At 72.1% G+C, this 26,421-nt stretch carries 19 protein-coding genes; 11 read left to right on the plus strand and 8 right to left on the minus strand.

The genetic code is table 11. From position 1 onward, the window contains the following. Nucleotides 1-254: 254 nt before the first annotated feature. Nucleotides 255-5,198: a sigma 54-interacting transcriptional regulator gene (locus WMF17_RS07850; protein ID WP_437648816.1), complete on the minus strand. Its 4,944-nt coding sequence runs from the start codon at nt 5,196-5,198 to the stop codon at nt 255-257. A gap of 147 nt (nt 5,199-5,345) precedes the next feature. Here WMF17_RS07850 and WMF17_RS07855 point away from each other — a divergent pair, with 147 nt between their 5' ends. From WMF17_RS07855 to speB, 5 genes are all read left to right on the plus strand, one after another. Further along, on the plus strand, nt 5,346-6,077 hold the full coding sequence (locus WMF17_RS07855; protein WP_437648817.1) for a hypothetical protein: 732 nt from the start codon (nt 5,346-5,348) through the stop codon (nt 6,075-6,077). Nucleotides 6,078-6,181: 104 nt separating this feature from the next. Further along, a complete protein-coding gene (locus WMF17_RS07860) occupies nt 6,182-6,859 on the plus strand; it encodes a hypothetical protein (RefSeq protein ID WP_437601338.1) in 678 nt (225 codons plus the stop codon). A gap of 365 nt (nt 6,860-7,224) precedes the next feature. Beyond that, entirely contained in the window at nt 7,225-9,345 is a 2,121-nt protein-coding gene (locus WMF17_RS07865; RefSeq protein ID WP_437648818.1) for a substrate-binding domain-containing protein, read from the plus strand. 69 nt (nt 9,346-9,414) lie between these two features. Then, the gene (locus WMF17_RS07870) at nt 9,415-11,532 is read left to right on the plus strand and encodes a substrate-binding domain-containing protein (protein WP_437648819.1); all 2,118 of its coding nucleotides are present in this window, start codon (nt 9,415-9,417) and stop codon (nt 11,530-11,532) included. A gap of 138 nt (nt 11,533-11,670) precedes the next feature. After that, the gene (gene speB / locus WMF17_RS07875; protein WP_437601342.1) at nt 11,671-12,648 is read left to right on the plus strand and encodes an agmatinase; all 978 of its coding nucleotides are present in this window, start codon (nt 11,671-11,673) and stop codon (nt 12,646-12,648) included. Between the two features lie 281 nt (nt 12,649-12,929). On the opposite strand, the gene WMF17_RS07880 is transcribed toward speB, so the two are convergent. The 3 genes from WMF17_RS07880 to nrfH all read right to left on the minus strand — a co-directional run bounded on the left by WMF17_RS07880 (nt 12,930) and on the right by nrfH (nt 16,580). Next, a complete protein-coding gene (locus WMF17_RS07880; RefSeq protein WP_437648820.1) occupies nt 12,930-14,243 on the minus strand; it encodes a M28 family metallopeptidase in 1,314 nt (437 codons plus the stop codon). 267 nt (nt 14,244-14,510) lie between these two features. Next, complete coding sequence (locus tag WMF17_RS07885; RefSeq protein WP_437648821.1) at nt 14,511-16,010, minus strand: ammonia-forming cytochrome c nitrite reductase subunit c552; 1,500 nt, start codon at nt 16,008-16,010, stop codon at nt 14,511-14,513. Between the two features lie 30 nt (nt 16,011-16,040). Continuing rightward, nucleotides 16,041-16,580 (minus strand): cytochrome c nitrite reductase small subunit, encoded by a 540-nt coding sequence (nrfH, locus tag WMF17_RS07890; RefSeq protein WP_437648822.1) that lies wholly within the window; start codon nt 16,578-16,580, stop codon nt 16,041-16,043. A 275-nt stretch (nt 16,581-16,855) separates the two neighbouring features. Between nrfH and WMF17_RS07895 the strand changes: the two genes are divergently transcribed. The 6 genes from WMF17_RS07895 (at nt 16,856) to WMF17_RS07920 (ending at nt 22,658) form a co-directional block, all read left to right on the plus strand. After that, nucleotides 16,856-17,707 carry a phytanoyl-CoA dioxygenase family protein gene (locus tag WMF17_RS07895; RefSeq protein ID WP_437648823.1) on the plus strand — a complete coding sequence of 284 codons (852 nt, stop codon included), beginning with the start codon at nt 16,856-16,858 and terminating at the stop codon, nt 17,705-17,707. Nucleotides 17,708-17,715: 8 nt separating this feature from the next. Then, nucleotides 17,716-18,855, plus strand: a complete 1,140-nt coding sequence (locus WMF17_RS07900) for a hypothetical protein (protein WP_437601349.1) — start codon at nt 17,716-17,718, stop codon at nt 18,853-18,855. A 1-nt stretch (nt 18,856) separates the two neighbouring features. Then, entirely contained in the window at nt 18,857-20,101 is a 1,245-nt protein-coding gene (locus tag WMF17_RS07905) for an MFS transporter (RefSeq protein WP_437648824.1), read from the plus strand. Between the two features lie 547 nt (nt 20,102-20,648). Further along, nucleotides 20,649-21,368, plus strand: a complete 720-nt coding sequence (locus WMF17_RS07910) for a hypothetical protein (RefSeq protein ID WP_437601351.1) — start codon at nt 20,649-20,651, stop codon at nt 21,366-21,368. A gap of 11 nt (nt 21,369-21,379) precedes the next feature. Further along, nucleotides 21,380-22,183, plus strand: coding sequence for a hypothetical protein (locus tag WMF17_RS07915; RefSeq protein WP_437601352.1), 804 nt, complete (start codon nt 21,380-21,382; stop codon nt 22,181-22,183). Beyond that, nucleotides 22,158-22,658 carry a hypothetical protein gene (locus tag WMF17_RS07920; protein ID WP_437648825.1) on the plus strand — a complete coding sequence of 167 codons (501 nt, stop codon included), beginning with the start codon at nt 22,158-22,160 and terminating at the stop codon, nt 22,656-22,658. Before WMF17_RS07915 ends, WMF17_RS07920 begins: the two co-directional genes overlap by 26 nt. A 136-nt stretch (nt 22,659-22,794) precedes the next feature. Here WMF17_RS07920 and WMF17_RS07925 read toward each other — a convergent pair whose 3' ends face one another. From WMF17_RS07925 to WMF17_RS07940, 4 genes are all read right to left on the minus strand, one after another. Beyond that, entirely contained in the window at nt 22,795-23,790 is a 996-nt protein-coding gene (locus tag WMF17_RS07925; RefSeq protein WP_437648826.1) for a zinc-dependent alcohol dehydrogenase family protein, read from the minus strand. A 321-nt stretch (nt 23,791-24,111) separates the two neighbouring features. Continuing rightward, nucleotides 24,112-25,203, minus strand: coding sequence for an alpha/beta hydrolase (locus tag WMF17_RS07930; protein ID WP_437601355.1), 1,092 nt, complete (start codon nt 25,201-25,203; stop codon nt 24,112-24,114). 127 nt (nt 25,204-25,330) lie between these two features. Continuing rightward, complete coding sequence (locus WMF17_RS07935) at nt 25,331-25,984, minus strand: YIP1 family protein (protein ID WP_437648827.1); 654 nt, start codon at nt 25,982-25,984, stop codon at nt 25,331-25,333. Next, nucleotides 25,981-26,346: a DUF2089 domain-containing protein gene (locus WMF17_RS07940; RefSeq protein ID WP_437578986.1), complete on the minus strand. Its 366-nt coding sequence runs from the start codon at nt 26,344-26,346 to the stop codon at nt 25,981-25,983. The genes WMF17_RS07935 and WMF17_RS07940 overlap by 4 nt, the downstream gene beginning before the upstream one ends. Between the last annotated feature and the right edge of the window lie 75 nt (nt 26,347-26,421).

Consider the following 26,421-nt stretch of genomic DNA (forward strand, 5'->3'; position numbering starts at 1 on the left):
CTTTGCGCCTTTGCGCCTTTGCGCTTTTGCGTCTTTGCGTTGAAATCCGAGATTCTCGACGACATCAGCTGCAGGCACGATGAGGCACCCAGCGCTCTGACAAGCTGCGGTTTGACGCCCTCCGTCGACGTGACTTCATGGCCAGCTCGTGGCTTCGCGAAGCGAGGAGCTCGCGAGGAGGATGAGAGCGACGCGGGGCTCGGTCCTTCAAAGCTTCTTCCGGGATGCGATACGATCGCGCGACGTGCCGGCGCTCATTCCCGGCGCAGCAGCCCGTGCCGGGCGAGCTTCCGGTACAGCGTCGTCCTCGGGATCCCGAGGCTCCGCGACACCTCGCACACGTTCCAGCGGGCGAGATCGAGCGCGGCGCGGATCCGCTCCGCCTCGGCGCCCCGGTAGTCCGCGCGCGACCGGGATCGCGGCGCGGGCGCCGCCGCCGGCAGCTGGAGGTCGGCCGGGCCGATCTCGGGGCCCGGCGCGAGCACGCACGCGCGCGAGAGGACGTTCTCGAGCTGCCTCACGTTGCCGGGCCAGCCGTACGACATGAGCCGCCGGAGCGCCCCCCGCGACAGCCGGAAGGCCGGGCGGCCCTGGCGCGCCGCGAGCTTCTCGACGATCGCCTGCGCGATCGCCGGGATGTCGTCCGGCCGCTCGCGGAGCGGCGGCAAGCGGATCTCGATGACGCTGACCCGGTAGTAGAGATCCTCGCGAAAGCGCCCCCGGGCGACCTCCTCCCGCAGATCCCGGTTCGTCGCGCAGACGACCCGCACGTCGGCGACCGAGAGGCTCCGGTCCGACCCCACCGGGCGGATCGAGCGCTCCTGGAGCGCGCGGAGCAGCTTCGCCTGCACGCCGACCGGCATCTCCCCGAGCTCGTCGAGGAACAGCGTGCCGCCCCGCGCCGACGGGAACAGGCCGCCGTGATCCCGGACGGCGCCGGTGAAGGCGCCCTTCACGTGGCCGAAGAGCTCCGACTCGAGCAGCGCCTCGGGCAGCGCGGCGCAGCTCACCGCCACGAACGGCCCCTCCCGCCGGGGCCCGCCCGCGTGGATGGCGCGCGCGACGAGCTCCTTGCCCGTGCCGCTCTCGCCCGTCACCGTCACCGTCACGTCGCTCTCCGCCACGCGCTCGCAGAGCGCGAGCACGGCGCGCATCGGGGCGCTCCTCCCCGCGATCTCCGGGAAGTCGCGGCGCGCGTCCGCGCGGGTCCGCTCGAGCTCGTGCGAGAGCCGCTCGATCTCGTCGGCCTGCGAGCGCATGAGCTCCGCGACCCGGCGCTGCTCCTCCTCCAGGGCCCGGGTGCGGTCCCTGAGCTCGGCCATCAGCCTGCCGTTGTGCAGCGCGACAGCGATCTGGTCCGCGAAGGCGCCGAGCAGATCCGCGTCGCCCTCCGCGAACTTGCCGCGCTGGAACCGGTTGTCGAGGTAGACGGCGCCGAGCACCGCGCCGTGCGCGCGGATCGGCACGCACACGATCGACCGGAGCCGCAGGGCGTGCACCGACGCGTTGCCGTGGAACCGCTCGTCGGCCAGCGCGTCGACCGTGAGCACCGCCTCCCCGCGCTCGACCACCCGCTTGGCGATCCCGTGGCTGAACTTGAGCTGGCTCTTGCCGACGCGCTCGCGGTCGAGGTTCCGCGCGACAGCGACCTCGAGCCTGGCCTTCCCTCGGTCGTCCGGCGAGGACGGGCGCGACGCGAGGATCACGAACCCCCGCTCGGCGCCGGTCAGCTCGATGGCCGCGTCCATGGCGAGGCGGAGCACCTCCTCCGCGTCGAGCGTCGAGCTCAGGCGCCGGTTGATCTCGAGGAGCCTCAGCACGAGCTCCATGCGGGCGCTGCCCGCGCTCGCCACCCGCGCGGGCCCGCCGCGGAGCGCGGCCCGCCGGGGGTGCCGCCAGAAGGCCTCGGCGAGCTCCGCCGGGAGCGTGCTCCCGATGCGCTCCCAGCACTCGATCGCGGCCGTGCGGTGCCGCTCGGCCAGCGCCGCCGCCGCCCTGCGGCCGAGCACCTCGGCGGACACCTCCTCGTGCTTCGCGTGGAGCTCGAGCTGCGCCACCTGCGCCACGAGGCCCGCGCCCCGCTGCACCTCCCTCAGGGCCGCGTCCGCGTCGCCGAGGGCCAGCGCGAGCTCCGCGCCCGCCGTCGCGTGGCGCAGCGCGAGGTCCGCCGCGTCGGTCTCACGGAGCAGCGCCGCGGCCTCGGCCAGCCGGTCGCCCGCCGCGGCCCTGTCCTGCGCCGCGAGCGCGACCTCGGCGGCGTGGATCGTCGCCTCGCACGCCTCGCGCTTCGATCCGCGCGCCGCGTGGCCGGCGCGGGCCTGATCGAGCAGCCGCGCCGCCTCGCCGAGCGCGCCGCGCGCGGCGGCGATCTCGGCGGCGAGCCCGAGCGCCGCCGCGGCGATCTCGTCGGGGACCTTCGCGCCCTCGAGCGCGCGCGGCGCGCGCAGGCGCGCGACGCCGAGCTCGGCCCGCTCGAGGAGGCCGACGTCCGCGTGGATCTTGGCGAGGTTGAAGCGCAGGGTCGCCTCGGTCCGCTCCTTGGCGAAGGCGATCGCCGCCCGCAGCCCGCGCTCGTAGCAGCGCAGCGCCGCGCCCCAGTCGCCGAGCTGGTGCCGCGCCGTCCCCAGGTTCAGCGCGGCGGTCGCGAGCAGGTCGCCGAGGCCCTCCGCCTCGGCCAGGTCGAGCGCCTCCTGGAACCCGCGCGCCGCGAGGGCCGCGTCCCCGGCGCGGTAGGCGTGGAGCGCATGGTAGCTGAGCGTCCGGGCGCGGGCGCGGGGCGAGCCCGACGCGGGCCGCAGCGCGACGGCGCGCGCGAGGCTCCGGAGCGCGCCCTCCTGGTCGCCCAGGTACCCGAGCGCGAGGCCCAGCGTCTCGGCGAGCTCGGCGGCGGACGAGGCGTCGGCGAGGCCCGGCGCGAGGGCGCCGTCGAGCTCGCCCGCCGCGAGCGCGTCGCGCGCCTCGCGCCGGGCCTCGTCGTAGCGGCCGAGGCGCAGCAGGCAGCGCGCCGAGAGGCTCGCGAGCCGCGCGCCCGGCGGCCCGGGCGAGAGCGTCCTCGCGCGCTCGAGCTGCCCGAGCGCCCGCTCGACCTTGCCGAGCTTCTCGTAGCAGCGCGCCGCCCGGTACGAGAGCTCGGCGCCGACGTCGGCCGGCGGCCGCGCGCGCCTCGCCCGCGCGAGCAGCGAGAGCGCGCGCCTCGGGTCGCCGGCCGCCTCGAGCGCGGACGCCGCGGCCACGAGCGTCCGCGGCGCTGGCAGGACCTCGCAGGCGGCGTCCGCCGCGCGCACCCAGGCGCGCGGCGCCCACTCGAACATCGGCTCGGACGCGGCGAGCGCCCGCCGCGCCGCCTCGTGATCGCCCGCCAGGACGAGCGCCCTCGCCCGGTCCGCGGCGCGCCGGCTGCGGAGCGCCGGGGCGAGCGCCGCCTCGCCCTCGCCGGCGAGGTGGTCCGCCATCGCCCGCGCGACCTCGCGCACGGCGCCCGCGTCGAGCCAGGGCAGCAGCGCCCGCGCCTGTCCGGGCTGGCCGAGGCGGAACCCCTCGCCGTCGAGCCGCGCGAGCCCCGCGGCCTCGAGCGCGTCGAGCGCCGCGCGCCCCACGCCGAGCGCCGCGGCGGCCTCGGGCCCGAGCGGGTCCGCGACCGCGAGCGCCGCGAGCGCGCGCGCCTCCGCGGGGGCGAGGGCGTTGAGGCGCCGGCGCCAGAGCTCCGGGGTGCCCGTCGTGGTCACGCACCGATCGAGCTCCGCCTCGCTCAGGCTGCGCTGCCCCAGGGCGGCGCAGATCTCCTTGAGCGCGCGCGGGCGGCCGCCGCTCGCCCGCAGGAGATCCGACACGCGCGCCGCCGTGGCCAGGGGCGCCGTCCACACCCGGACCGCCGCCTCGCCGAGCGGGCCGAGCGGCAGCTCGACGACCGCGCCGCCACCCACGTCGAGCCGCTCGGCGGAGGCGACGAGCCAGAGGAGGGCGTCGGTCGGCTCGGCCGACCGCACGAGCGCCTCGAGCAGCGCCCGGTCGGGCGCGCCCAGGCGGTCGGCGTCGTCGATGGCGAGCACGAGCGGTCCGCGCGGCGCAAACGGCGCCTTCGGTAAATTCGCTGTGAGCGCAATTTTCTTCGTGTGCAGAACGTTGGCCTGCCGCCCGGCCCCCGCGAGCTCGCTGCGGGCGCCGAGCAGCGCGTCGACGCCGGCCGGGAGCGCGGGGCGGCCGAGCGCGCGGAGCAGCAGCGCGCGGAGCGGATCCTCGCCGCGGGGCGCGCCCTCGAAGACGGGCGCGCTGAGCTGCGCGCGCCACTTCAGCTCGCGGAACAGCCGCGACTTGCCGGCGCCCTCCTCGCCCGTGATCACCACGGCGCGCGGCCCGCGCTCGCCGCGGAGCAGCGCCGCGAGCGCCGCGCCGAACGCCTCGACCTCGCGCTCCCGGCCCACGATCTCGCCCGGCTCGCTCACGACGGCGGGCGCGCGCCGCGGCACGCCGCCGGCGGAGAGGGCCTCCAGGACCTCCTCGACGCCGGAGGGCCGGCTGGCCGGATCCTCCGCGGTGAGCCGCCCCGCGAGGCGGCGCAGGGCGGCGGGCGGCGCCCCGGAGAGGAGCGGGAACAGGGCCTCGAGCGTCCGCCCCACCGCGAAGAGATCCGAGCGCGCGCTCGGTGGGGCCCCCCGGAGGAGCTCGGGCGCGAAGTACCGCGCCGTGCCCGAGAGCTCCCCCGCCTCGGCGCGCATCCGCCGCGCCGCGCTGAGGTCGATGAGCACGCCCGCGCCGTCGTCCCGCACGAGCACGTTCTCGGGCTTGAAGTCGCCGTGGACGATGCCCGCGCCGTGAAGCCACCCGAGCGCGTCGAGCGCGTCGAGCAGGACGGGCAGGGCCGCGCCGAAGGCCTGTCCGCCGGTGTGCTCGGCCAGCGTCCGGCCCCGGATGAGCTCCGCCGTTGTGTACGTGAGCGGCGCGCCGCCGCACGTCGTCCGGGCGAAGTCGTACGCGCGCGGGAGGCGCGGGTGCGCGCAGGCCGAGAGCAGCGAGAACTCCCGCCGGAACGCCTCGGTCGCGCCCGCGGAGTCGAAGCGCAGCGACTTCAGCGCGACGTCGCGATCGAAGAGCCGATCGCGCGCCTCGACCACCGAGCCGAGCCCGCCTCGCCCGAGCGCGCGCACGACGTCGTAGCGGCCGTCGACCACGGCGCCTGGCGCAAGGCCGTCATGTACCATCGGTACAAGATGGTACAGAATGGTACAACAATCGGCCAGAATTCCCGCGATTTGCCCCGCGAACGCGCTGGCACGGCCGTTGAACAGGACGTTGAACAGGACGTTGAACAGGACGTTGAACAGGACGCTGCACAGGATGTCGAGACGATGAACCGCGTTCGACGGGATGGAGGCCTGATGCGCTGGCTCGCGGCTCTTCTCGTTGCCTGTGTCGCCGGGTGCGGGGTGAACCCCATCCCGGAGCCGCCCTCCGCGCCGGCGCTCGCCGGGGACCTCGTCGGCGCGTTCTGCGACGGGTGCGACGGCGCGCCGGTGGAGCTGGAGCTCGCCGGCGGGCCCGGGAGCGTGAAGGACGCCGAGCTCGTCTGGGCGGTGAACCTCGACGGCGCCGGGCCGCCGGTGGTCGCGCCGGTCGCGGACGACGGGAGCTTCGCGCTTCAGATCGGCGCCGTCCGAGGGGACGAGCTGCGCGTCCAGGCGCGGCGCGGCGCGGCCCGCTCCGAGCCGGCGGATCTCGTCGTCGAGAGCGGCGTCCTCGAGCGCGCGCCCCGCCCGCTCGCCGACTGCTTCCAGGTCGAGCCGGAGCTCGCCTTGCCCGCGACCGCCGCCGGCGCGGCGGTAAGCCGCGCCCTCCGGCTCGTGCACACCTGCGCCGCGCCGCTCGCGATCGACGCGATCGCGCTGCGCGCGCCGGCGCCCGGGGTCCTCCTGGAGGGAGCGACGGCGCCCGTGGTCCTCGAGGCCGGGGAGGCCACCGAGGTCCGCGTCGTGTTCCAGCCGGTCGAGGACGCCGCGCGCGAGGAGGTGCTGCTCGTCGAGGTCTCTTCTCCGGAGGTCTCCCGGCGGGCGGTGACGCTCTTCGCCCGCGACGCTCCCTGAACCCGGCCCGAGCTCTCGCTCCTCCCCGGGGGCCCGAGGTGGGCCCCGAGGGGGAGGTGCATCTTCACGGATCAACCCTCTCGAAGAAAGAACTGGAGACGAACATGCGACTCTATGCCTTGTTGTTCCTTGCGGCCTCCTCGATCGTCGGACAGCTCGGGTGCGGCCCCTCGCCGGGCGGCGGCGGCGGGAGCTGCCCGGATCCGCAGGATCCCGACGTTCATTACGTGTCTCGCGAGCCGGAGTGCCCCGGCGTTGATTTCGCCTGTGGGCCAGAGCAGAAGCCGTTCTCCGTCGAGTGCGGGTGCGGTTGTATCGGCCCTGCGCCGCAGGCCTGCCCGGATCCGAGCGACCCGAAGGTCCTCTATGTCTCTCACGACCCGAGAGAGTGCGCCGTCATCGACTTCGATTGCTCGCCGCCGGACAGGTTCTTCTCCAATGAGTGCGGGTGCGGCTGCATCAGCCCTGAGCCGGCGGCTTGCCCGGATCCGAGCGATCCGAGCGTCCGCTACGTGTCGCACGATATCGAGGAGTGCCACCTCATCGACTTCTACTGCGCGGAGGGACAGACGCTCTTCTACGACGAGTGCGGGTGCGGCTGCATCAGCCCCGAGCCGGAGGCTTGTCCGGACCCGGGCGATCCGGACGTGCGCTATGTCTCCAAAGATCCGATGGAGTGCATGCTCCTCGACTTCGCCTGCTCGCGGCCGGAGACGCTCTTCTCCGGCGAGTGCGGGTGCGGCTGCATCGGCCCGCAGCTCCCTGTCGGCCACGCTCGCTGAGGCGCGCGACCCCACCCGCGCTCAGCCGTCTTGACAGAGGCGCCTTGACGGAGGCGCTCGCGCGGACGGCCGGCGGCCCTGCCCGGCGAGATCGCCGTGCCCTGATGAGCCCCTCCGCCGGCCTCGCGCTCTGCGTGGGGCTCCCCACGAGCCAACGAGCCATGGTCAGCGCGCCCACGACGTCGCGCAGAAGCCTCGGTAAAATCGACCGTCCTGGCGTGGCCGTGCAGGATTATTTACATGCGCGCACCGGGGAGCGTCGCGCCGGATCGAGCGGCCCCGGGCCTGGCGCCGAAGTTCTCCAGTTGCTTCGTCAAGGTCGGTGATAGGCTCGCCCGTCGGATACGGGGGAGGACACGACCGGGATGAGCGAGAGGCATGTCGACCAGCGGACACGGGATGTGATCGGGGTCGCGGCGGTCTTCATCGACAACTCCTTCAACGCCGGGGCATTCGCTGGCATGCACCGCGCCGCGCGAGAGCGCGGCTACGAGCTCCTCCTGATGTACGGGCCGCCTCGGGCCGTGATCGAGCGCGGGGTGGGCCTCGACCGGGTGGCCGGGTGGATCGCGATGTACACGATTGACGGCCTGGAGGAGCTGATCTCCGACGGAAGGCCGGCAGTGATCTTCTGCGCGCCCGCGCTCGGCTCGCGCTGTCCGGTCGTGCGGGCCGAGAACCACGGCTCGATCCACCGGATGGTCGATCACCTCGTCGGCCTCGGCCACCGCCGGATCGCTTACATCGGCAAGTCGTCATCCGGCGACTTCATCGAGCGGGGCGCGGCGTTCGATGAGGCGCTCCGCGCGCGCGGGCTCGACACCGATCTCAACCTGCTCTCCGACTTCGACGAGTGCACGATCTTCTACACCGAGCAGCGCTTGCGCGGGGTTCTCGAGCGCGACGGCAAGTTCTGCACCGCGCTGGTGGCAGGAAACGACGAGATGGCGATAGGCGCCATCAACGCGATCCAGGCGCACGGCTACCGCGTGCCCGAGGACATCGCCGTGGTGGGGTTCGACGATATCACCGCCGCGCAGCACTGCGACCCGCCGCTGACCACGATGCGGCAGAACCCCGAGCTCCTCGGGGGCATGGCGGTGCAGCGGCTCGCCGATCTGCTCGAGGGCCGTGCTCCGGATCGGCTCGTGACCCGCATCCCCGCCGAGCTGGTGCTGCGGCGCTCGTGCGGCGGCGGCGCCGCGTGGGACGCCGCGCTGCACGCGGGGCCGGTCGGGCCCACCGACGACTGGCGGCGAGGCCTCTGCCGGCAGCTGAACGACGTGCTCGCGGGGGGGATGCCGTCGCCGCTCGAAGAGGCCCCCCTCGTCTGGCCGGAGGTCGAGGGGGTCGTGCGGAGCCTCGACGCGGCGCTGACCGGGGCGGAGCTGCCGGACGTGACGGCGCTCGATCGCGCGTTCGGCGCCGCGGTCGCGTACAGCGACAGGATCGAGGTCCTCCTCGCGATCGTGAAGCGGCTCGAGCGGGCCGCCGCGCAGCAGCTCGCCCTCGCTCCGGGGCCGGACGCCGCGCTCCGGGTGGCGGCCTTCCTCGATCGGGCGCGCCTCGCCCAGCAGCGGGCGCTCGCGGCGTGGGAGCGCCGCAGCGTGCAGAGCCTCGAGCGGCTGGTCCGCGTCAACATGGAGACGAGCATGCTCCTCGCGTCGAAGCAGGCATGGCTCGAGGATCGCCTGGGGTGGCTGCGACATACCTCGATGCGCGTGGCGTGCCTGGCGCTCCCGGCGGCGCATCCTGGCCCGGGCGGGCCCGAGCTCGTCATCGACAGCCTGAGCGCCGTCGGGCCGGGCCATCAGGCGCTCGCGGGGCAGCGGGTTCCGGCGGGCGTCTTCCCGCCGCCGGCGCTGTTCGAGGCCGCCTCGCCGGACGAGCCGAACGGCTACCTCGTGCTGATCCCGATCGTGAACGGGCGGCGCGACTGGGGGACGCTGGTGCTCGGCGGGCTGAGCACCGAGAGCTTCGCGGACAACCTCCAGCCGGTGAGCATGTGGACCCTGCTGCTCACGGCGGCGTTCGAGCGTTACGAGCTGGAGACCGCGCTGCAGGCGGAGCGCGACATGCTGGCCGCCGCCTACGAGCGGGAGCGCGCGCTGTCGAGCACGGTGCGGGAGCTCGGCTGTCCGGTCATCCCGCTCTTGCCCGGGGTGCTCCTGATCTCGCTGATAGGCGCGATCGGCGCGTCGAGGGCGCAGCAGATCCTGGAGGCGGTGCTCGCGGGCGTCTCGCGCGAGGGGGCCCGGTGGGTGGTGCTCGACGTGACCGGGGTCCCGCTCGTGGACGCGGCGACCGCGGGGTCGCTGGTGCAGACGGCGCAGGCGACGCGGCTGCTCGGAGCGCGCGTGTGCCTGGTCGGCGTGGGACCCACGATGGCGCAGCGCATGATCGCCCTCGGGATCGAGCTGAAGGGTATATCCATCTTCCAGTCGCTGGCCGCCGCGATAAGCCACCTGACGGGGCGCTCTGGCTGACCGATGTTCCCGGACGCGTCGTCGACAGGGGTGGTAGGCTCGCCGGCGGGAGGGGAGGGCACGAAGGGGATGAGCACGAGGCATGTCGGTCAGCGCACCTCGAATGTCATCGGGGTCGCCTCGGTCTTCCTGGACAACTCCTTCGATGCCATGGCGCTCGCTGGCATGCACCGCGCCGCGCGCGAGCGCGGTTATCAGCTCCTCCTGAGCCAGGGGTCGCCTCGGTCCATCGTCGAGCGCGGGGTGGGCCTTCGCCAGATCGCCGGCTGGATCACGATGTACACCATCGACGGCCTGGAGGAGCTCCTGGCGGGCGGGGCGCCGGCCGTGATCTTCTGCGCGCCTGCGCTCGACGCGCGCTGTCCGGTCGTGCGGGCCGAGAACCACGCCTCGATCCACGGCATGATCGAGCACCTCGTCGGCCTCGGCCACCGCCGGATCGCCTACATCGGCAAGTCGTCATCCGGGGACTTCATCGAGCGGGGCGCGGCGTTCGACGAGGCGCTCCGCGCGCGCGGGCTCGACGCCGGCCTCAACCTGCTCTCCAGCTTCGACGACTGCACGAACAGGTACACCGAGCGGCGCCTCGGGGCGTTCCTCGAGCGCGACGGCAGGTTCTGCGACGCGATCGTGGCGGGCAACGACGAGATGGCGATCGGCGCCGTCAAGGCGATCCGGGCGCGCGGCTACCGCGTGCCCGAGGACATCGCCGTGGTGGGGTTCGACGACATCTGCGCCGCCCAGTACTGCGATCCTCCGCTCACGACGATGCGGCAGAGCCCGGAGCTGCTCGGGAGGACGGCCGTCGAGCGGCTCGCCGATGTCATCGCCGGCCGCGCTCCCGAGCAGCTCGTGACGCGGGTCCCCGCCGAGCTGGTGCGGCGGCGCTCGTGCGGCAGCCCTGCGTGGGAGCCCCGGCCGTCGTCGCCGGAGCTCGGCGGGGAGCGGGGCGACTGGCAGCGCGACCTGGCCCGCCGGATGAGCCGACTCGTCGAGGGGCCGTCGCACTCGCCGCCCGGAGAGGCGCCCCTCGTCTGGCCCGGGGCCGAGGTCATCGCGCGGCACCTCGGCGCCGTGCTCGCCGGGGCGGAGCTGCCGGAGGTGGGGGCGCTCGAGCGCGCCTTCGGCGTCGCTGTCGCGCACAGCGACAGCCGGATCGAGGTGCTCCTCGATGTCGTGGAGCAGATCCATCTGACCGCCGCGCAGCAGCTCGCGAGCGCGACGGGGCCGGACGCGGCGCGCCGGACGGAGGCGTTCCTCGACCGCGTGCGCCTCGCGCAGCAGCGGGCGCTCGCGGCGTGGGAGCGGCGCGGGGTGAGGAGCCTCGAGCGGCTGGTCCGCGCCAACATGGACATGGGCGGCCTGCTCGCGTCCAGGCAGAGCTGGAGCGACGAGCGCCTCGGGTGGCTGCGGCACACGAGCGTGCGCTTCGGGTGCGTCGCGGTCTGGGCGAGCGAACCGGGCCCGGGTGGGCCCGAGCTCGTCATCGACAGCGTGCATACGACCGATCCGGACGTGGCCGCGCTCGTGGGGCGCCGGTGCCCGTCGGACGCCTTTCCGCCGCTCGATCTGTTCGAGGCCGCCTTGCCGGACGAGCCGAGTGGGTACCTCGTGATGGTCCCGATCGTGAGCGCGCAGCGCGACTGGGGGATGCTGGTGCTCGGCGGGCTGCACACCGAGAGCTTCGCCGACAACCTCCGGCCGCTGACCATGTGGGTGTCGCTCCTCGTCGCGGCCTTCGAGCGTCATGACATGGAGGCCGCGCTGCAGGCGGAGCGCGACATGCTGGCCGCCGCCTACGAGCGCGAGCGCGCGCTCGCGAGCACGGTGCGGGAGCTCGGCTGTCCGGTCATCCCGCTCTTGCCCGGGGTGCTGCTCATCTCGCTGATAGGCGCGATCGACGGGGCGAGGGCGCAGCAGATCCTGGAGGCCGTGCTCTCGGGCGTCGCGCGCGAGGGGGCCCGGTGGGTGCTGCTCGACGTGACCGGCGTGCCGCTCGTCGACGAGGCGACCGCGGCGGCCCTGGTGCAGACGGCGCAGGCGACGCGGCTGCTCGGAGCCCGCGTGAGCCTCGTCGGCGTGGGGCCCACGATGGCGCAGCGCATGGTCAGCCTCGGGATCGAGCTGCACGGCATCGCCATCTTCCAGTCGCTCGCCGCCGCGATCCACCGGTTGACGCGGACATGAAGACGAGCAGGCGGACAGGGCAGTTCCGCCGGGCGTACCGCGCCGCCGCCGGCCGGCGCCCGCGAGGTTCCCGGATCCCGCCGCGCGGAGCATGGTACCTCTCGGCGGTGGTTCATCCGGAGATGGGAGCGAGTCAAGATGGAGGATAGCGCGCGCGGCGATCATGCGTTCACGGCCGAGGGCCTCACCGGCGTCTCGTACGAGCCGTTCTACGCGGGCGCGCTGTCGTTCCTGCGCCGGAAGTACTCGCGCGATCTGACAGGGGTGGACGTCGCGGTGACGGGGCTGCCGCTCGACACGGCGACCACGCAGCGCTCCGGCGCGCGCTTCGGCCCGCGCGCCGTGCGGGAGGCGTCCGCCATGCTTGCCTGGGCCCCCCCGTACGGCTGCAAGGTCAGCCCGCTCGATCGGCTGGCGATCGTCGACTACGGCGACTGCCAGTGGGATTTCGGCAGGCCGATGGAGATCCCTGCCGCGATCGAGGCGCACATCGCGGGGATCCTCCGCGGTGGGGCCGCGCCGCTGTCGATCGGCGGCGACCATTTCGTCACGCTGCCCGTGCTGAGGGCGCTGCACAAGCAGCACGGCACGCTCTCGCTGATCCACTTCGACGCCCACTCGGACACCTGGAGCGTCGGTGACGACGGGGGGAGGATCGACCACGGCACGATGTTCTTCCACGCCGCCCGGGAAGGCATCGTCGATCCGGCCCATTCGGTGCAGATCGGGATCCGCACCTACAATCCGGAGCCGCATGGATTCCAGATCCTCGACGCGCCCTGGGTCCACCGGAACGGCGCCGCGGCCGTGGCCCAGCGCGTCCTGGAGGTGGTCCAGGGGCGCAAGGTCTATGTGACGTTCGACGTCGACTGCCTGGATCCCTGCTTTGCGCCGGGCACGGGCACCCCCGTTTGCGGCGGGCTCAGCACCGCGACCGCCCTCGAGATCCTGCGCGGGATAGCGGGCGTGGATGTCGTCGGCGCGGACGTCGTCGAGGTCGCGCCGGCCTACGACATCGCGGGCATCACGGCGCTGGCCGGCGCGACAATCGCCTACGAGCACCTCGCGCTGTACGCGAGCCGGCCGGGCGCCGCCGCCGCGGCGCCTGCACCCTAGCGTCGCCGTGGCAACGCCCTTCCCGGGGAGCTGCCGACCTGCCACCTTTGCAAGCGCAGATCTCAGGAGTGAAAGACCGCGAGCGGTTCCCACGCGGACGATCCCGCGAAATGCGCCAGGAACATCCTGGCCCGCATCCTGCTAATGTGGACAGAGCAGAGCGCCCGTGATGGCTTTCCCCCCCTGCCGTCGAGCGGGCGCTCTGTTTTTTTTGCCCGCCGTGGGGCGCTCGCGCATCACGGGCCCATCGGGGATGAGCCTCGCTGCGCGGCGGTCTCATGCTACTCGATCAGCAGATCGGCCGCGGCGACGCCGACGGCCTGGGTCAGCCGCCGCATGTAGTCCCAGTTGAGCTGATCGACCGTGTCGCAGCGCTTGTGGTAGCAGGGGTTCCCGTCGTCGCCGAAGAAGTCCTGTGACACGGCCACGGCCGGCGCTCCGTAGCGCCAGAACGCCGCGTGATCGCTGCGGTTGGTGCAGGCGTCCGTCCGGATCAGGCCGAGCTCACCGCGCGTCGCGGCCGCCTCGACCCGGGCGGCCAGCTCGGACGACGTGTTCTCGTTGCAATGGATGACGTGATAGTGCCCATCGTCGTTGGCGTCGTATCCGGTCATCTCGAGATCCAGGACGCCGACGACCTGCTCCAGCTGCCCGTTCTGGTCGAGCATGCGCGCATAGGCCTTCGAGCCGAGGAGGCCGTTCTCTTCCTGATCGAAGGCGACGACGCGGAGCCCGATGCTCAGGCGTGCGTCCTTCAGCGCGCGGGCGATGGCGAGCGACGACACGATGCCGGAGCCGTCGTCGTCGGCGCCGGCGTTGTTGACCGAGTCGTAGTGGGCCGAGAGGATGAGGACGCGTGACGGATCGGCGCCGGGCTTGTCCGCCGTCACGTTGACCCCCTGGCTCCAGCCGCTTCGATAGGGGTGCTCTCGCACGGTGAACCCCAGCGCCTCGTACTGCTGGCGCAGCCAGGTTCGGGCCATGGAGCGCCCGCTCTCGGAGCCGCGCTCGCGGAGGACGACCGAGCGGCCGCCGAGGGTCACGGGCACGGCGCCGGAGAGCTCCTTGAGGCGCGCCTCGAGGAACTCGGCGTCGATCTGGAGGTTGGCGGCGGCGCCAGCGAGCGCCGCGCGCCTCCCGGCCGGGGCGGGGGCTCCCTGCCGGCTGCGCGTGTGCGACAGGACCACTTCGGTCTCCGCGATCGGCTCTGCGTGGTATCGGTGCGAGCCGAGCCAGTCGTGGGGCTCGTGGCCTGTGGGGATGGCGACGACGGCGAGCCCGCCGACGCGCGCGCGTTCTCCCGGGAGCGCCGCGGCGGGCAGCGGCCCTTCGACGACGTGCAGCGACGAATCGCGCTCTTCCTTCAGCGCGACGCTCTGCCAGGCGTCCTCGACGGCGGCGCGGGTCACGACGACCTGGCCAGCCTCGGTCGCGAGCCGGTTGAGGAACGTGCCGACCGTGTCCTTGCCCACGTGCGAGACGTGGATCACCTCAGCTGCCGGCGCGCCCGCATCTCCGGACGCGCACGACGCGGCGAGCAGCGCAAAGACGGCACATCCAGCGGCGGCGCTCGAACGATTGCGGCATGTTGCCATGGTGTCATCCCTTTCCGCCGCCACCGTACGGATCTCAACTGGAGGATCCAAGCACTATCTCGTGACGAGATGGTCATTTGAATCGAGCCGCTTCAGATGCATGGAGGGACACAAGTACGCTCCGCTGGAGCCATGGAATCAAGGTCCAGCTCGCCGGCCCGGAGGATGTTTCGAGGAGAGCCCGCTCGGCGGTGAGGCGCTCTTCGTCCTCACTCCTTCCGCGCGACCAGCGTATCTGCGAGAGCTCGTGTCTCGTGTGACGAGGGCTCAGCGGCCCCCGGCGTCCGCCGCAGCGGGTTCGCCCGGCGTCGCCGATCCCGCGTCCGCCTCCGCGCCCGCCGGCGCCGCGATCGCCCCGGCCGGGGCGCCGTCGCGCAGCGCGAGCTGGCCGCGGCGGCAGGTGTCGATGGCGGACGCGAGGATGCGCATCGCCTCCTGGGGCGCGTGGAAGCCGGACGAGTTCTCGGCCTCGGCGAAGTCGACGAAGAACTGGCACTTCCGCTGCGCCGCGCGCGCGTCCGCGAGCGCCTCGTCCGTCATGCCCGCCTCCCTCGCGCGTCGGATATCGCCGATCAGCGCGGTCACGGCGTCCATCGCCCGGTTGCGCGTCTCGAAGTGGCGCTCCTGGATCGTCTCCACGCGCTGCCGGAGCTCGTCCTCGGGCCACTTGTGGCACGTCTGGCACGCGCGGTTGATGTTGAGGAGCGGGCTCTGGATGTGGTGATCGGTCACCTTCGCCGCCCCCACGCGCTGGTACGGCATGTGGCAGTCCGCGCAGGCCACGCCGGAGCGGGCGTGGACGCCCTGATTCCACATCTCGAACTCGGGGTGCTGCGCCTTCAGCACCTTCGCGCCCGACTCGGCGTGCGTCCAGTCCGAGAAGCCCGTCTCCTCGTAATAGGCATAGATCTCGTCGACCTTGATGCCCTTCGCCCACGGGTACACGAGGCGCTTCTCCGGGCCCTTGAAGTGATACTCCACGTGGCACTGGCCGCAGACGTACGAGCGCATCTCCTGGCGCGTGGCCATCGTGTTGACGTCGTAGTCCTTCTCGCCCATCGACGCCTTGAGCGCGCGGATGCCCTCGAGGAACCCGGGCCGCGTCACCCTGAGCTGCATCGACTCCGGATCGTGGCAATCGATGCACGAGACCGGGTGCGTCACGAGCTTGCGCGCCTCGGGGAACGGCATCTGGTTCATCGCCTCCCACCCGCGCATGAGGTCGCCGCCGCCGAGCTTCTTGTACGGCACGTACACGGACGCGTGGCAGTGGATGCAGGTGCCCGGCTGCTTCGTCGCGGCCTGCCGCTCGGTGTACACCTGGTCCTCGAGCATGTAGGCGTGGCCGCGCTCCTCGCGGAAGTCGCGCGAGAAGGCGTAACCGGCCCACATCGTCTTCAGCCGCCCGTCCTCCTCGAGCTTCGACTGCGCGACCACGCTGCGCGGATCGGCCTCTGTCGGCGTGCGCGGCACGGCCTCGCTCCCGCCGAAGCGCGTGCGCTTCTGGTCGACCGTGCGCCGGTAGCTGTCGTACTGGATGGGGAAGTTCTTCCCCCAGATCGCGGGGTCATCTATCGTATCGTCAAGCTCGACGACACGATAGAACGGGTTCTTCGCCTCCTGCTTGTGCTCGAAGATGTTCACGAGCAGCGCCGCGAGCCCGGCGGTCGCGGCCGCCGCGGCGATCGTGATGAGCGGCAGGTAGCGCCGGAGCGCCGGCTGCGGCGGGCGCTTTGTCGTGGATCCTTCGTCCTTGGGCTCCGTCATCGTCTCCATCCCTCGTGCGGCGGGCGCACCTCAGTGAAGGTGACCCACCGATTCATGGCAGCGCACGCACGAGAGCCGGGGCGCGCCGCGGTGCTCGCTGTCGATCGCGTGCACGATGTCTCCGTGACACCCGCGACAGGCCTCCTCCGTGATGCGCAGATTGCTGGGCTTGATCCGGATCGGGTCCGGGAAGCGACCCGTGGTGAAGCCGAAGGAGTGCCAGAACCCGTTCGACGCCTTGGTGGCATATTTGCCCAGGAACGTGTGGGGCGCGTGACAATCGTTGCATCCTGCCACAGCGCGGTGGCTCGAGCGCTGCCACCCGGCGAACTGCTCGTTCATGATATGGCAGTTGGCGCACGCCGCCGGGTCGTCCTGCAGGTACGAGGCGCCCTTTGCGTAGATGAACGTGTAGCCGCCGAGCCCGACCGCCGCGCCGACCGCCGCGCACAGCACGAGCGGCAAGCCCCAGGTGAAGGCGCGCGAGCGGCGCGCTCTCTCGCGGATCAGGGTCTTCTGCGGCTCGCCTTGCTGTTGCTTCTCGGTCACGGGCTCCGGCGGCTCGGTCATATCGGTCGCTGCGCCGGTTTGCAAGGCAGGTGCCACCGAGCGCCGGCAGGGCCGATGGTCGACAGCCCGGCGGCGCGGTGGGCGGCGTGCGGGCTCGGCACGAGGGCCCGGCGCCGGGAGCGCGGCGCCGAGGCGGCCCTCGATGTCGCAACGTTGCAAGCCGTGCGCCGAGGTGCAGATTCCGCGCCGGCGGGGGCTCCCGGCGGCGGCTGTTCCCGCCGCGGCCCGGCTGCGCTAGTGGACCCGGGCCAGTGACCCGGGAAGGAGACGCTTCAGTGCACGCCCCGCAGCCCGCCGCCGACCTGCCTCCGGCCAACCGCCGTATCCGGCTGCCGGACTTCACGCTGGGCGGCGCGCTCACGGCCGAGCAGCGGGATTTCCTCGACACCCACGGGTTCATCCGCTTCCGGGGCTTCGCCGGCCGCGACACGGTGCGCTCGCTCGTCGAGGAGGTGGAGGCCATCGATCGCCGGCTCATCGAGGAGGGGAGGACGCACATCAACGGCGTCCCGCTCATCCTCGGCACCAGGAAGGACGGGTCGCGCAACGTCCAGCGCATGGTGTTCGCGTCGCTCTTCGGCGAGCGCCTCCGCGCGTTCCTGCGCGACCCGCGGTTCGGCGCGATCCTCGACGTCGCCGGGCCTGGCTACCGGATCGCCGAGCGGGAGCGCGACGGGCTCGTCATCAACCATTATCGTCACGAGGAGGGGTCGACGTACCAGCGCCTCGGCTGGCACACGGACAGCCTGCGCGACGTGTTCTATCTCGAGAAGCCGCGCCGCTACCTGAACGTCGGCTTCTATCTCGACGACTCGCCCATCTCGAAGGGCGGCGTGCGGCTGATCCCATCGTCGCACCGCCAGGGCCTCTTCGCGATGCTCACCCGCAAGGCGTATTTCCTCGACCACCGGCCCGACCCGGACGAGTACGCGCTCGAGGCCGAGGCGGGCGACCTCACGATCCACGACGGCCGCATCTGGCACCGGGTCGCGCAGGCCACGGCCACGGGCGACGCGAGCCAGCGGCGCGTGATGTACCTGCCGCTCATGTGCGGCCCGCTCAAGGAGAAGCACGAGAACAGCCCCACGCCGCTGTATTTCCGGTTCAAGCGGCTCGCGGGGTACTGAGCGCCTCGATGTCGATCACCATCGAGGAGGCGAGGAGCGCCGCGGATCTCACCGAGATCCTCGACCTGCCGCTGCGCCTCCACGCGGCCGATCCGGGCTACGTGCCGCCCCTCCGCCCGCTCGTCTTGCGGCGGCTCGACCCGAAGAACCCCTTCTTCCGCGAGGCGAACCTCCGTTTCTTCCGTGCGCGGCGCGGGCGCGAGACGGTCGGGACGCTCTCGCTCCTCGTCGACGGGCGCCACGACCGCCATGGCGGCGAGCGCACGGCGTTCTTCGGCTTCTTCGAGTGCGAGCGCGATCCCGAGGCGGCGCGGGCGCTCTTCGGCGCGGTGAGCGAGCGCGCGCGGGCGCTCGGCGCGACCTCGCTGCGGGGCCCGCGCAACGTGACGCGGGTGGAGGACATCGGGCTCCTCGTCGAGGGGTACGGCTCCCGGCCGCCGATGCTCGCGGGCCATCACCCGCCATATTACCGCGAGCTCGTCGAGGCCGAGGGGTTCTCGAAGCGCTATGACATGCTCGCCTACGACACCCCGCTCGTCGACGCCGCGGGCCGCCCCCGGGAGCTCCCCGAGGTCCTGCGCCGGAAGGCCGCGTCGGTGAGCCTTCCTGGCCTCGAGGTGCGCAGCGCGGCGGCTCACCGCATCTCCCGCGACATGGAGATCGCCCACGCCGTCTTCACCGACGCGTACCGCGGCGTGCCGGAGGTCGTCCCGATGTCGCGCGCCGAGCTCGTGAGCCTGGGTCGCGCGTTCGTGCTGCTGGCGGGCCCGCGCCTCTTGCAGATCGCGACGGTGCGCGGCGAGCCCGCGGCGTTCGCCGTGTGCCTCCCCGAGCTGAACGAGGCGTTCGCCGCGGCGCGCGGGCGGCTCCTGCCGCTCGGGTGGGCGCGCGTCGCCTGGGCGCTCCGCCGCGTCCGGACGGCCAGCTTCAAGCTGATCGGCGTCGTGCCGGCGTTCCGGTCGACGGGCCTTCACGCGCTCCTCGTGCAGCGCGTGGTGGACGGCCTGCGGGCGGCCGGGTACGAGCGGCTCGAGGCCTCGTTGATCCACGAGGACAACGCCCCGATGCGGCATATCGTGGAGTCGGCCGGGTGCGCCATCTACCGGCGTTATCGCGTCTACGAGCGCCCGCTCGGAGGGAACAGGTGATATGACGACCGCTGCCCAGCCCCCGAAGACGCCGTTCACGCCGTACCAGCGGCGGCTGTTCTGGTTCCTCAGCGTGGCCTCGTTCTTCGAGGGCTACGACTACCTGGCGCTCACGCAGATCTTGCCGAACATCGGCGCGGAGATGGGCCTCGCGGCCCGCCACGAGGGGCTCCTCGTCGGGGTCATCAACTCGGGCACGATGATCGCGTACCTGCTCGTGCGCAAGGCGGACCAGTGGGGCCGGCGGCGGGTGCTCACGATCACGATCCTGGGCTACACGCTCTTCTCCGTGCTCACGGGGCTCGCGCCGAACGTCTATGTCTTTGCCGTCCTCCAGCTCCTCGCGCGCATCTTCCTCATCGGCGAGTGGGCGGTCAGCATGGTGTACGCCGCCGAGGAGTACCCGAGCGACCGGCGCGGCATGGTGATCGGCGTCATCCAGGCGTTCTCGAGCCTGGGTTCCATCGTGTGCGCCGGGGTCGTGCCGCTGCTCCTCTCGACCTCGTACGGCTGGCGCAGCGTCTATTTCGTCGGCGGGATCCCGCTCCTGGTGATGGCGGTGGTCCGGCGCGGCCTGCGGGAGACGGCGCGGTTCGAGCAGGCGGCGGCCGCGCGGGAGGGGGAGGGCGCGCAGCCGCTCATGCGCATCTGGCGCTCACCGCACCGCGGGCGGATGCTGCAGCTCGCCCTCATCTGGGGGCTGACGTACGTTTGCACGCAGAACGCGGTGACGTTCTGGAAGACGTTCGCGATCCGGGAGCGCGGCTTCAGCGACGCCGAGGTGGGCGCCAGCATCACGTTCGCCGCGGTGGTCTCGATGCCGCTCATCTTCGCCTCGGGCAAGCTGCTCGACGTGGTGGGCCGCCGCGCGGGCGCGGTGATCATCTATGTGCTGGCGGCGGCCGGCGTGCTCGGCGCCTACTCGCTGGGCTCGCGCGCCGGGCTCACGGTCGCGCTGGTCTTCGCCATCTTCGGCGCGAGCGGCGTGCTGCCGGTGCTGAACGCGTACAACTCCGAGCTCTTTCCGACGCACCTCCGGGCCGACGCGCTCGCCTGGTCCAACAACCTGCTCGGCCGGATCGGCTACATCCTCTCTCCCATCGGCGTGGGCGTCGCCGCGGAGCAGATGGGCTGGGGGAGGGCGGTGTCCGCGACGGCGATCTTCCCGGTGATCGCGCTGGCGCTCATCCTGTGGCTCCTGCCGGAGACGCGCGGGAAGGAGCTCGAGGAGACGGCGCGGGTGTAGTCGCCACGGCGGACGTCCGCCTCCGAAACCGTCGGCACCTCACGAGCCGCCCGGCCTTCCCCTCGCGCGCCGCTTCCCCCCGGTCCGCTGGCGGGGTGAGCCTCCACCTGGCGGCCGCGACCTCCAGGCCACGGCCTCCGACCCGGCGTCTCTGGCATTCCAGCAGGCGTCTGGGCATGTTCGATCCGGCGCTCGCTCCGCGAGCGATCGCCCCCGAATTTCAGGTCATTCCGTGGAGACCGCGGCCGCCGGCGACGCCCCGCCCGGCCGACCCGCCGCGCTCGCAGCGCATGGATCGAGGGTTGCAACTGCAACCGAGGGATTGAGAGACGGAGCAGCGCGCTGGCGCTGTCGAACGATTCCCATCTCGAGTCGAGGGATGGGAAGAGCGCCTGCCCAGCATCCACATCTCACGCGCGTGAAACCAGCGCGCAGAGCCGACGGCGTCGAGGCGCTGCGGCCGAGCGTGCAGTCGAGGGGGCGAGGCTCGCCCTCGCACGAACACAATCCGAGGTGAAGCATGTCGTCGGTCTCCATCAGAAATTCGATGATACTCCTCTGCGTCGCCCTGTCCGCGGGCTGCGCCGCGCCCGCCGAGAAGGACGCGCCGGAGGACACGGCGGTCGATTCGCAAGCCATCGAATGCGGCAAGGACTGCATCCAGGCGATGGTGAACAGGCAGCTGGCGCTCATGGGGGAGTTCGGCAATGACGCCGAGTTCGACGCGTCGCTCCGGGAGCTCGTGGCCGTGGGCCCGGCGGTCGTCCCGGTGGTCGTGGGCGTCTATAAAGAGTGGTCGGTGTCAGCTCCGCCGGACCCCAAGGTGTCGGCGAGGCCTGGCGAGATGCGCTGGCGGGCGGCTCATCTCCTGGGCCTCCTCGGCTTCCGCGACGGCATCGACCCGCTGAACGCCATCGCCAAGAGCCCGCTCCCCGAGCCCGGCAAGGACGAGCACCTCTTCGCGGATGAATACCGCGTTCGCCTGCGTGCGATCGTCGGGCTCGAGCGCCTCCACGCCGCGGACGAGCTGAAGGCCATTCACTCCGCCGGCGACCTCCTGCGCACCCCGGCAGCGGCGAGCCTCTACGCGCTCGGGATCGACGTCGGCGGGATCGAGCTGGTCGATGCGCGGAAGGCGCTCGCCGAGGACGTCGCCGATGCAAAAGATTACAACCCGAACCTCGGTCGACCGGCGCAGCCGGACAAGCCCGGGGATCGGAAATTCAAGGTGACGCCTCGAACCGACACGCCGTCCACCGCTCGATGAGGGGATTGACCATGAGAAACACGATCAGCGCCATTCTTGCGTCTTGCTTGCTCCTCGGTCTCGCCTCCGAGGCCCGCGCCGACACCTGCGACACGGTCAGGTCGACCGATCCCGGGGTGATGCAGGGCTTCTGGTGCACGCAGCCGTGGATCGACTTCTACTGGGATGCGTACGACTTCGACAAGGGGGACTGGGATAACGGCTTCGGCTGGGAGGCCGCCTGCGACCGGAGGAGGCCGCTGGCGCGCACGTTCCAGGCGATCCAGCTCGTCAACTACGCGTCGCCGAACGAGGCGCTCAAGACGAACGATTTCAGCGGCAACTTCCTGCGATGGGCCGGCAATTACACCATTCGCGAGTTCGACGAGCTGGACGCGCGGTGCGGGGACGGGTCGAAGCGAGCGCACACGACCTGGGGGCCGATCATCGACAACTACACGGATCTCTACATCCCGTTCTTCTACGACGAGAACGTCGTGGAGCGCGCCGGGACGCTGGTTCACGAGGCGCGCCATGCGGACTGGTGCGGTCACAGCGGCAACGATGGCAGCAACGCGTGTCCCGCGAAGAGCGACTCGTGCGACGAGAAGTACATGGACGGGTGCTCGGGGATCGGGTCGCCCAGCGGGAGAGGCGCGGCCGGCTACCAGGTCCTCTGGCTCTGGTGGTATGCTTTCGAGGCCGACGCGCAGCACAGCTCGTCGACGATGAAGGCCTTCGCGCGAGACGAGGCGAACCGGATCCTGAACACGATGTTCGACGTCGACCCCTGCTTCAACATCACGAGCAATGGCAGCAAGATCATCACGTGCTAGGCGGGCGGCGCTCGCCGGCTTCCTGTGGGGCGCGCTGTGCGTCGCCGGGTGCGCTGGTCATCCGGGCTCCGATATCCCGCCGGCGCCCTGGGCCCAGCTCGAGATGTACCGCGGCGCAGGCGAGGAGACCGTCCTCTGGATCGAGCTGAGCGGCACGTTCGAGGGCCACAAGGGGCAGACGTCGCTCCGCGGAGAGCTCAGCGCCGAGCAGCTCGCGGGCCTTCGCGAGCTGTTCGGGGACGAGCGGATCGCGATCTACCGGAGCGACGCGCTGCCCACCGACGGGAGCGTCGACCTCACGGGCACCGCGGAGCGGCCGATCTTCCGCGTCGTGGTTCGCGAGGAGAGCGACCGGATCCGGGCGGGCTCGGAGAGGCTCCAGGCATACTTCGCCGAGGGGGCGCAGCACGCCGAGACGAGCCAGATGCTGCTGGTGGTCAAGGAGATCATCGCCCGGGCGACGCAGGTCCCGTAGCTCCGCCCGCCAGAAGTCCGGCCAGGGAAGAGTTGCTGGGCTGCGCGAAGAGCTCGACAGTTTACGTGGAAGATCTCGTCGTGCGACGATGCGAAGCGCGGCGCGGGGCGGTCCCCGCCCGCCGGCGCCTCCGCATTCACGACGGCACGAGCACCGCTGCCCCGGAAAAGCGGCCGTTCCGCAGATCGTCGAGCGCGTCATTGGCCGCCTCCAGCGGGTAGACGTTCACCTCCGTCCGCAGCGGGACTCTCGGCGCGAGCGCGAGGAACTCCTCGCCGTCCCTGCGTGTCAGGTTCGCCACCGAGCGCAGCACCCGCTCGCCCCACAGGATCGAATAGGGGAAGGAGGGGATATCGCTCATGTGGATTCCGCCGCACACCACGGTGCCGCCCTTGCGCACGGCGCGCAGCGCGGCTGGCACGAGCTCGCCGGCCGGGGCGAAGATCAGCGCCGCGTCGAGCTCCTCGGGCGGCGTGTCGGAGGAAGAGCCCGCCCATTCGGCCCCCATCGCCAGCGCGAACGCCCGCGCCGCGTCGTCGCCCGGCCGGACGAAGCCGAAGATGCGCCGCCCCTCGAAGCGGGCCACCTGCGCCACGAGGTGGGCGGCGGCGCCGAACCCGTAGATCCCGATCCACTCCGCGTCCCCCGCCATGCGCAGCGTCCGGTACCCGATGAGCCCGGCGCAGAGCAGCGGCGCGGCCGCGAGGTCCTGGAGGCCCGCGGGGACAGGGAAGCAGAAGCGCGCGTCCGCGACGGCGAGCTCCGCATAGCCGCCGTCGATCTGGTATCCGGTGAAGCGCGCCCGGTCGCAGAGGTTTTCCCGCCCCGCGCGGCAATACGCGCACGCGCCGCAGGTCCACCCGAGCCAGGGCACGCCCACGCGCGCGCCCGGCGTGAACCGCGGCGCTTCGCCGGGCGCGGGCACCTCCTCGATGACCTCGCCGACGATCTGGTGCCCTGGCACGAGCGGCAGCCTGGCCTCCGGCAGCTCACCGTCGACCACGTGCAGATCGGTGCGGCACACGGCGCAGGCGCGCACGCGGAGCAGCACCTCACCGGGCCCTGGCCGCGGGGCGGGCCGATCCTCCAGCACGAGCGGGCTCTTCGTGGCTTTCAGGACGAGGGCGCGCATGGTCGTGCGCCCAGGGTAATCCGAGTCAGCCGAGGAGCACGCGACGGCTCCTCTTTCCATTCTTTCTGGACGGCGTGCGCGGCAGTCGAGCAGGCGCGCGCGTCCACGCTCGCGACCGATGGGGTGCGCTGCGGGCTCTCCTGGGCTGAGCAGAGCTCCGTCGGCCCCGCGGTAGCATTCTCCTCGCCACGGCGCTTCACGTGGCTCCTGTCGTCCTGTGGCTGGAGGATCCGTCCGTGCGCTGGTTCTACTTCCAGGATCCGGACGGTAACACGCTCGAGGCGCGTTGTTGCCAGTCGCTGATCGAGCGGGCACGCCGCGTCACCCCGCCGGCAGGAACGCTTCGATCTCGTCGAGCACGCGCGGAACGACGGGCAGGTTCGGATCGGTATACGCCGCGTTCTGCGACGCATTCGAGAGCGTCGCTTCCTTGAGCGTGTGGCTCATCCCCTCGATGAGGACGAGCTCCGCGTCCGGCCGCGCGCCGGCGAGCCGCTCGGCGTCCTGCACCTGGACCTGGATATCGGTCGTCCCTTGCAGCAGGAGGACCGGCGCGGTCACGGCCTTGAGCTCCACGGCGGGGTCGAGCTTCATCCAGGAGATGATGTACGGCTGCACGCTCGGGCGAAACAGGCTCAGGAACAGCTCCGTTTGCGGGACATCCTCCACGAGCTCGCCCTTCTCGAGCCGGTCGAGGATCGCGTACCCCTTCTCGCGATCCTCGTCCGGCAGGCCGGCGAGCTGAGCGCGCAGCACATCGCCGATGGGCAGGCCCGCGCCGGCGATCGAGACGTAGCCATCGATCTCGGCCGCCTGGGCGACAAGCATTCCGAGCAACGAGCCCTCGCTGTGCCCCACGACCGTGATCGTCGTGAACCGCCCGTCGTCGCGGAGCGCCTTCACCCACAGGCCCGCGTCGTCGGCGCCCATCTCGAAGCGCATCTCCTGCTCGGCGCGGGGCGCGGCGGAGACGCTCCCGCCGATCCCGGCCTTGTCGTAGCGGATCGACGCGATGCCCCTGTCCCGGAGGCCTTCCGCGAGGAGCTTGTACATGTCCGAAAGGATGCCCCCGGCGGCCTGGTTGCCGTCCCGATCGGTCGGCCCCGAGCCAGGGAGGATCACCACCGAGGGGAAAGGCCCGCACCCGGCCGGCACCTCGAGCGTGCCCGACAGCGTGCCGCGCGCGTTCTCCACAAGGATATCGACGCTGGCGGCCTCCGGACACGTCGGCGCGTTCGGCGCGTTCGGCGCCGGGTCTGTCGCGCCCGGGAGCGCGCCGCTTCCGCCGGGAGACGACTCGCCCTCTCCGGCTCTGCAGCCTGCGCCGAAGGGCGAGCACGCGAGCGCGGCCGCACACGAGAGAGAGAACACGGCGCGGCGCGCCGGGACCGGGAGATTCGAGCGCAGTGACATGACGATCCTCCGAGAAGCAAGGGAGAGAGCCGCGCCGCGAGGGCACACCAGTGCGCCCTCGCGGCCGAGCGAGCAGTGCTGGGCGCGCGCCGCGTGAACCGGGCGGCGCGCGACGGAATGGATGGAGTCAGCCGAGGTGCGCGAGCGCGACCTTCGAGACGATCTCCGAGACGAGCACGAGGCCGATGAGCCCTGCAATCAGCCGAGCGCCCCGCAGCCCGGAGGCGTTCTTGAAGCCCTGGGTCAGGAGCGTCAGGAACCAGACGAGGCACAGCGTGGCCAGGACGGCGAAGACGGCCAGCTCGGGCGTGAGCGTGGGCACGCCCGCTGGCAGCTCCGGGGCGAGCAGGCCGAGCGCGATCGCCGCGAGCGCGAGCGGCGCGCGCGAGAGCCCGGTCACGCCGAGGAAATCGACGATCCGCACGCGGCACCGCAGGAGCCGCGCGTACGCCCAGAAGAGCAGGGCGGGCAGGGGCCACACGACGACCTGCTCCAGGAGCGCCGTTGTGTACGGGATGACCCGAGGCGCCGTGTGCAGATCGAGGAAGCCGTCGAAGCGAACGCCGAGCCTCGTGATGGCGACGCTCAGCGCGGCGACGGCCAGCCCTGCCACGGCCGCGGCTCCCCCGCCGAAGCGCTCGAAAGGATTCAGCGCGAGCCGCCATCCGGTCCGGGGAGGCCGCGGCGACAGCGTCGCCAGCAGCCGCTCGCCCTCCGCAGGCTTGATCACGTGGTCGCGCACGAGCGCGCGCACCCTCTCGTCGGGCGTGGTCATCATCATAGCCCCACCTTTCTCAGCGCCTCCTCCGCCTCCTTCGCGGAGAGCCGGCCATGCTCGAGCGCATCCAGGATCTCGTGCCGGCGCTGCTGAACGTCCTGCTCCAGCGCTTCCAGCCGGCCGATGATCTCATCGAGCCGGTTGCGCACCGTCGGGTAGCTGATCTGAAGAAGCTGAGACATCGCCTTCAGGCTCCCCGACGACCGCACGAAGGCGGTCACGAAGGCGAGATCGTCCGGCGACAGCTGGAGCAGCGCCGGGATCTCGAACTGACCATCCAGGTTGGTTCCACAGGCCTGGCAGCCGAGCCGCGTCGCGCGCAGCTCGCCGTCGCAGCTCGGGCATCGAACGACAAATCTTGCCACGGGACGAGGTTAGTATCGCCCCTGGATCAACAATGTCAATGTGTGGATAAATAAAATTGATTCGAAAATCAATTT

Origin of the sequence: Sorangium sp. So ce362 (assembly GCF_051519845.1) — a bacterium.
Lineage (GTDB): Bacteria > Myxococcota_A > Polyangia > Polyangiales > Polyangiaceae > Sorangium.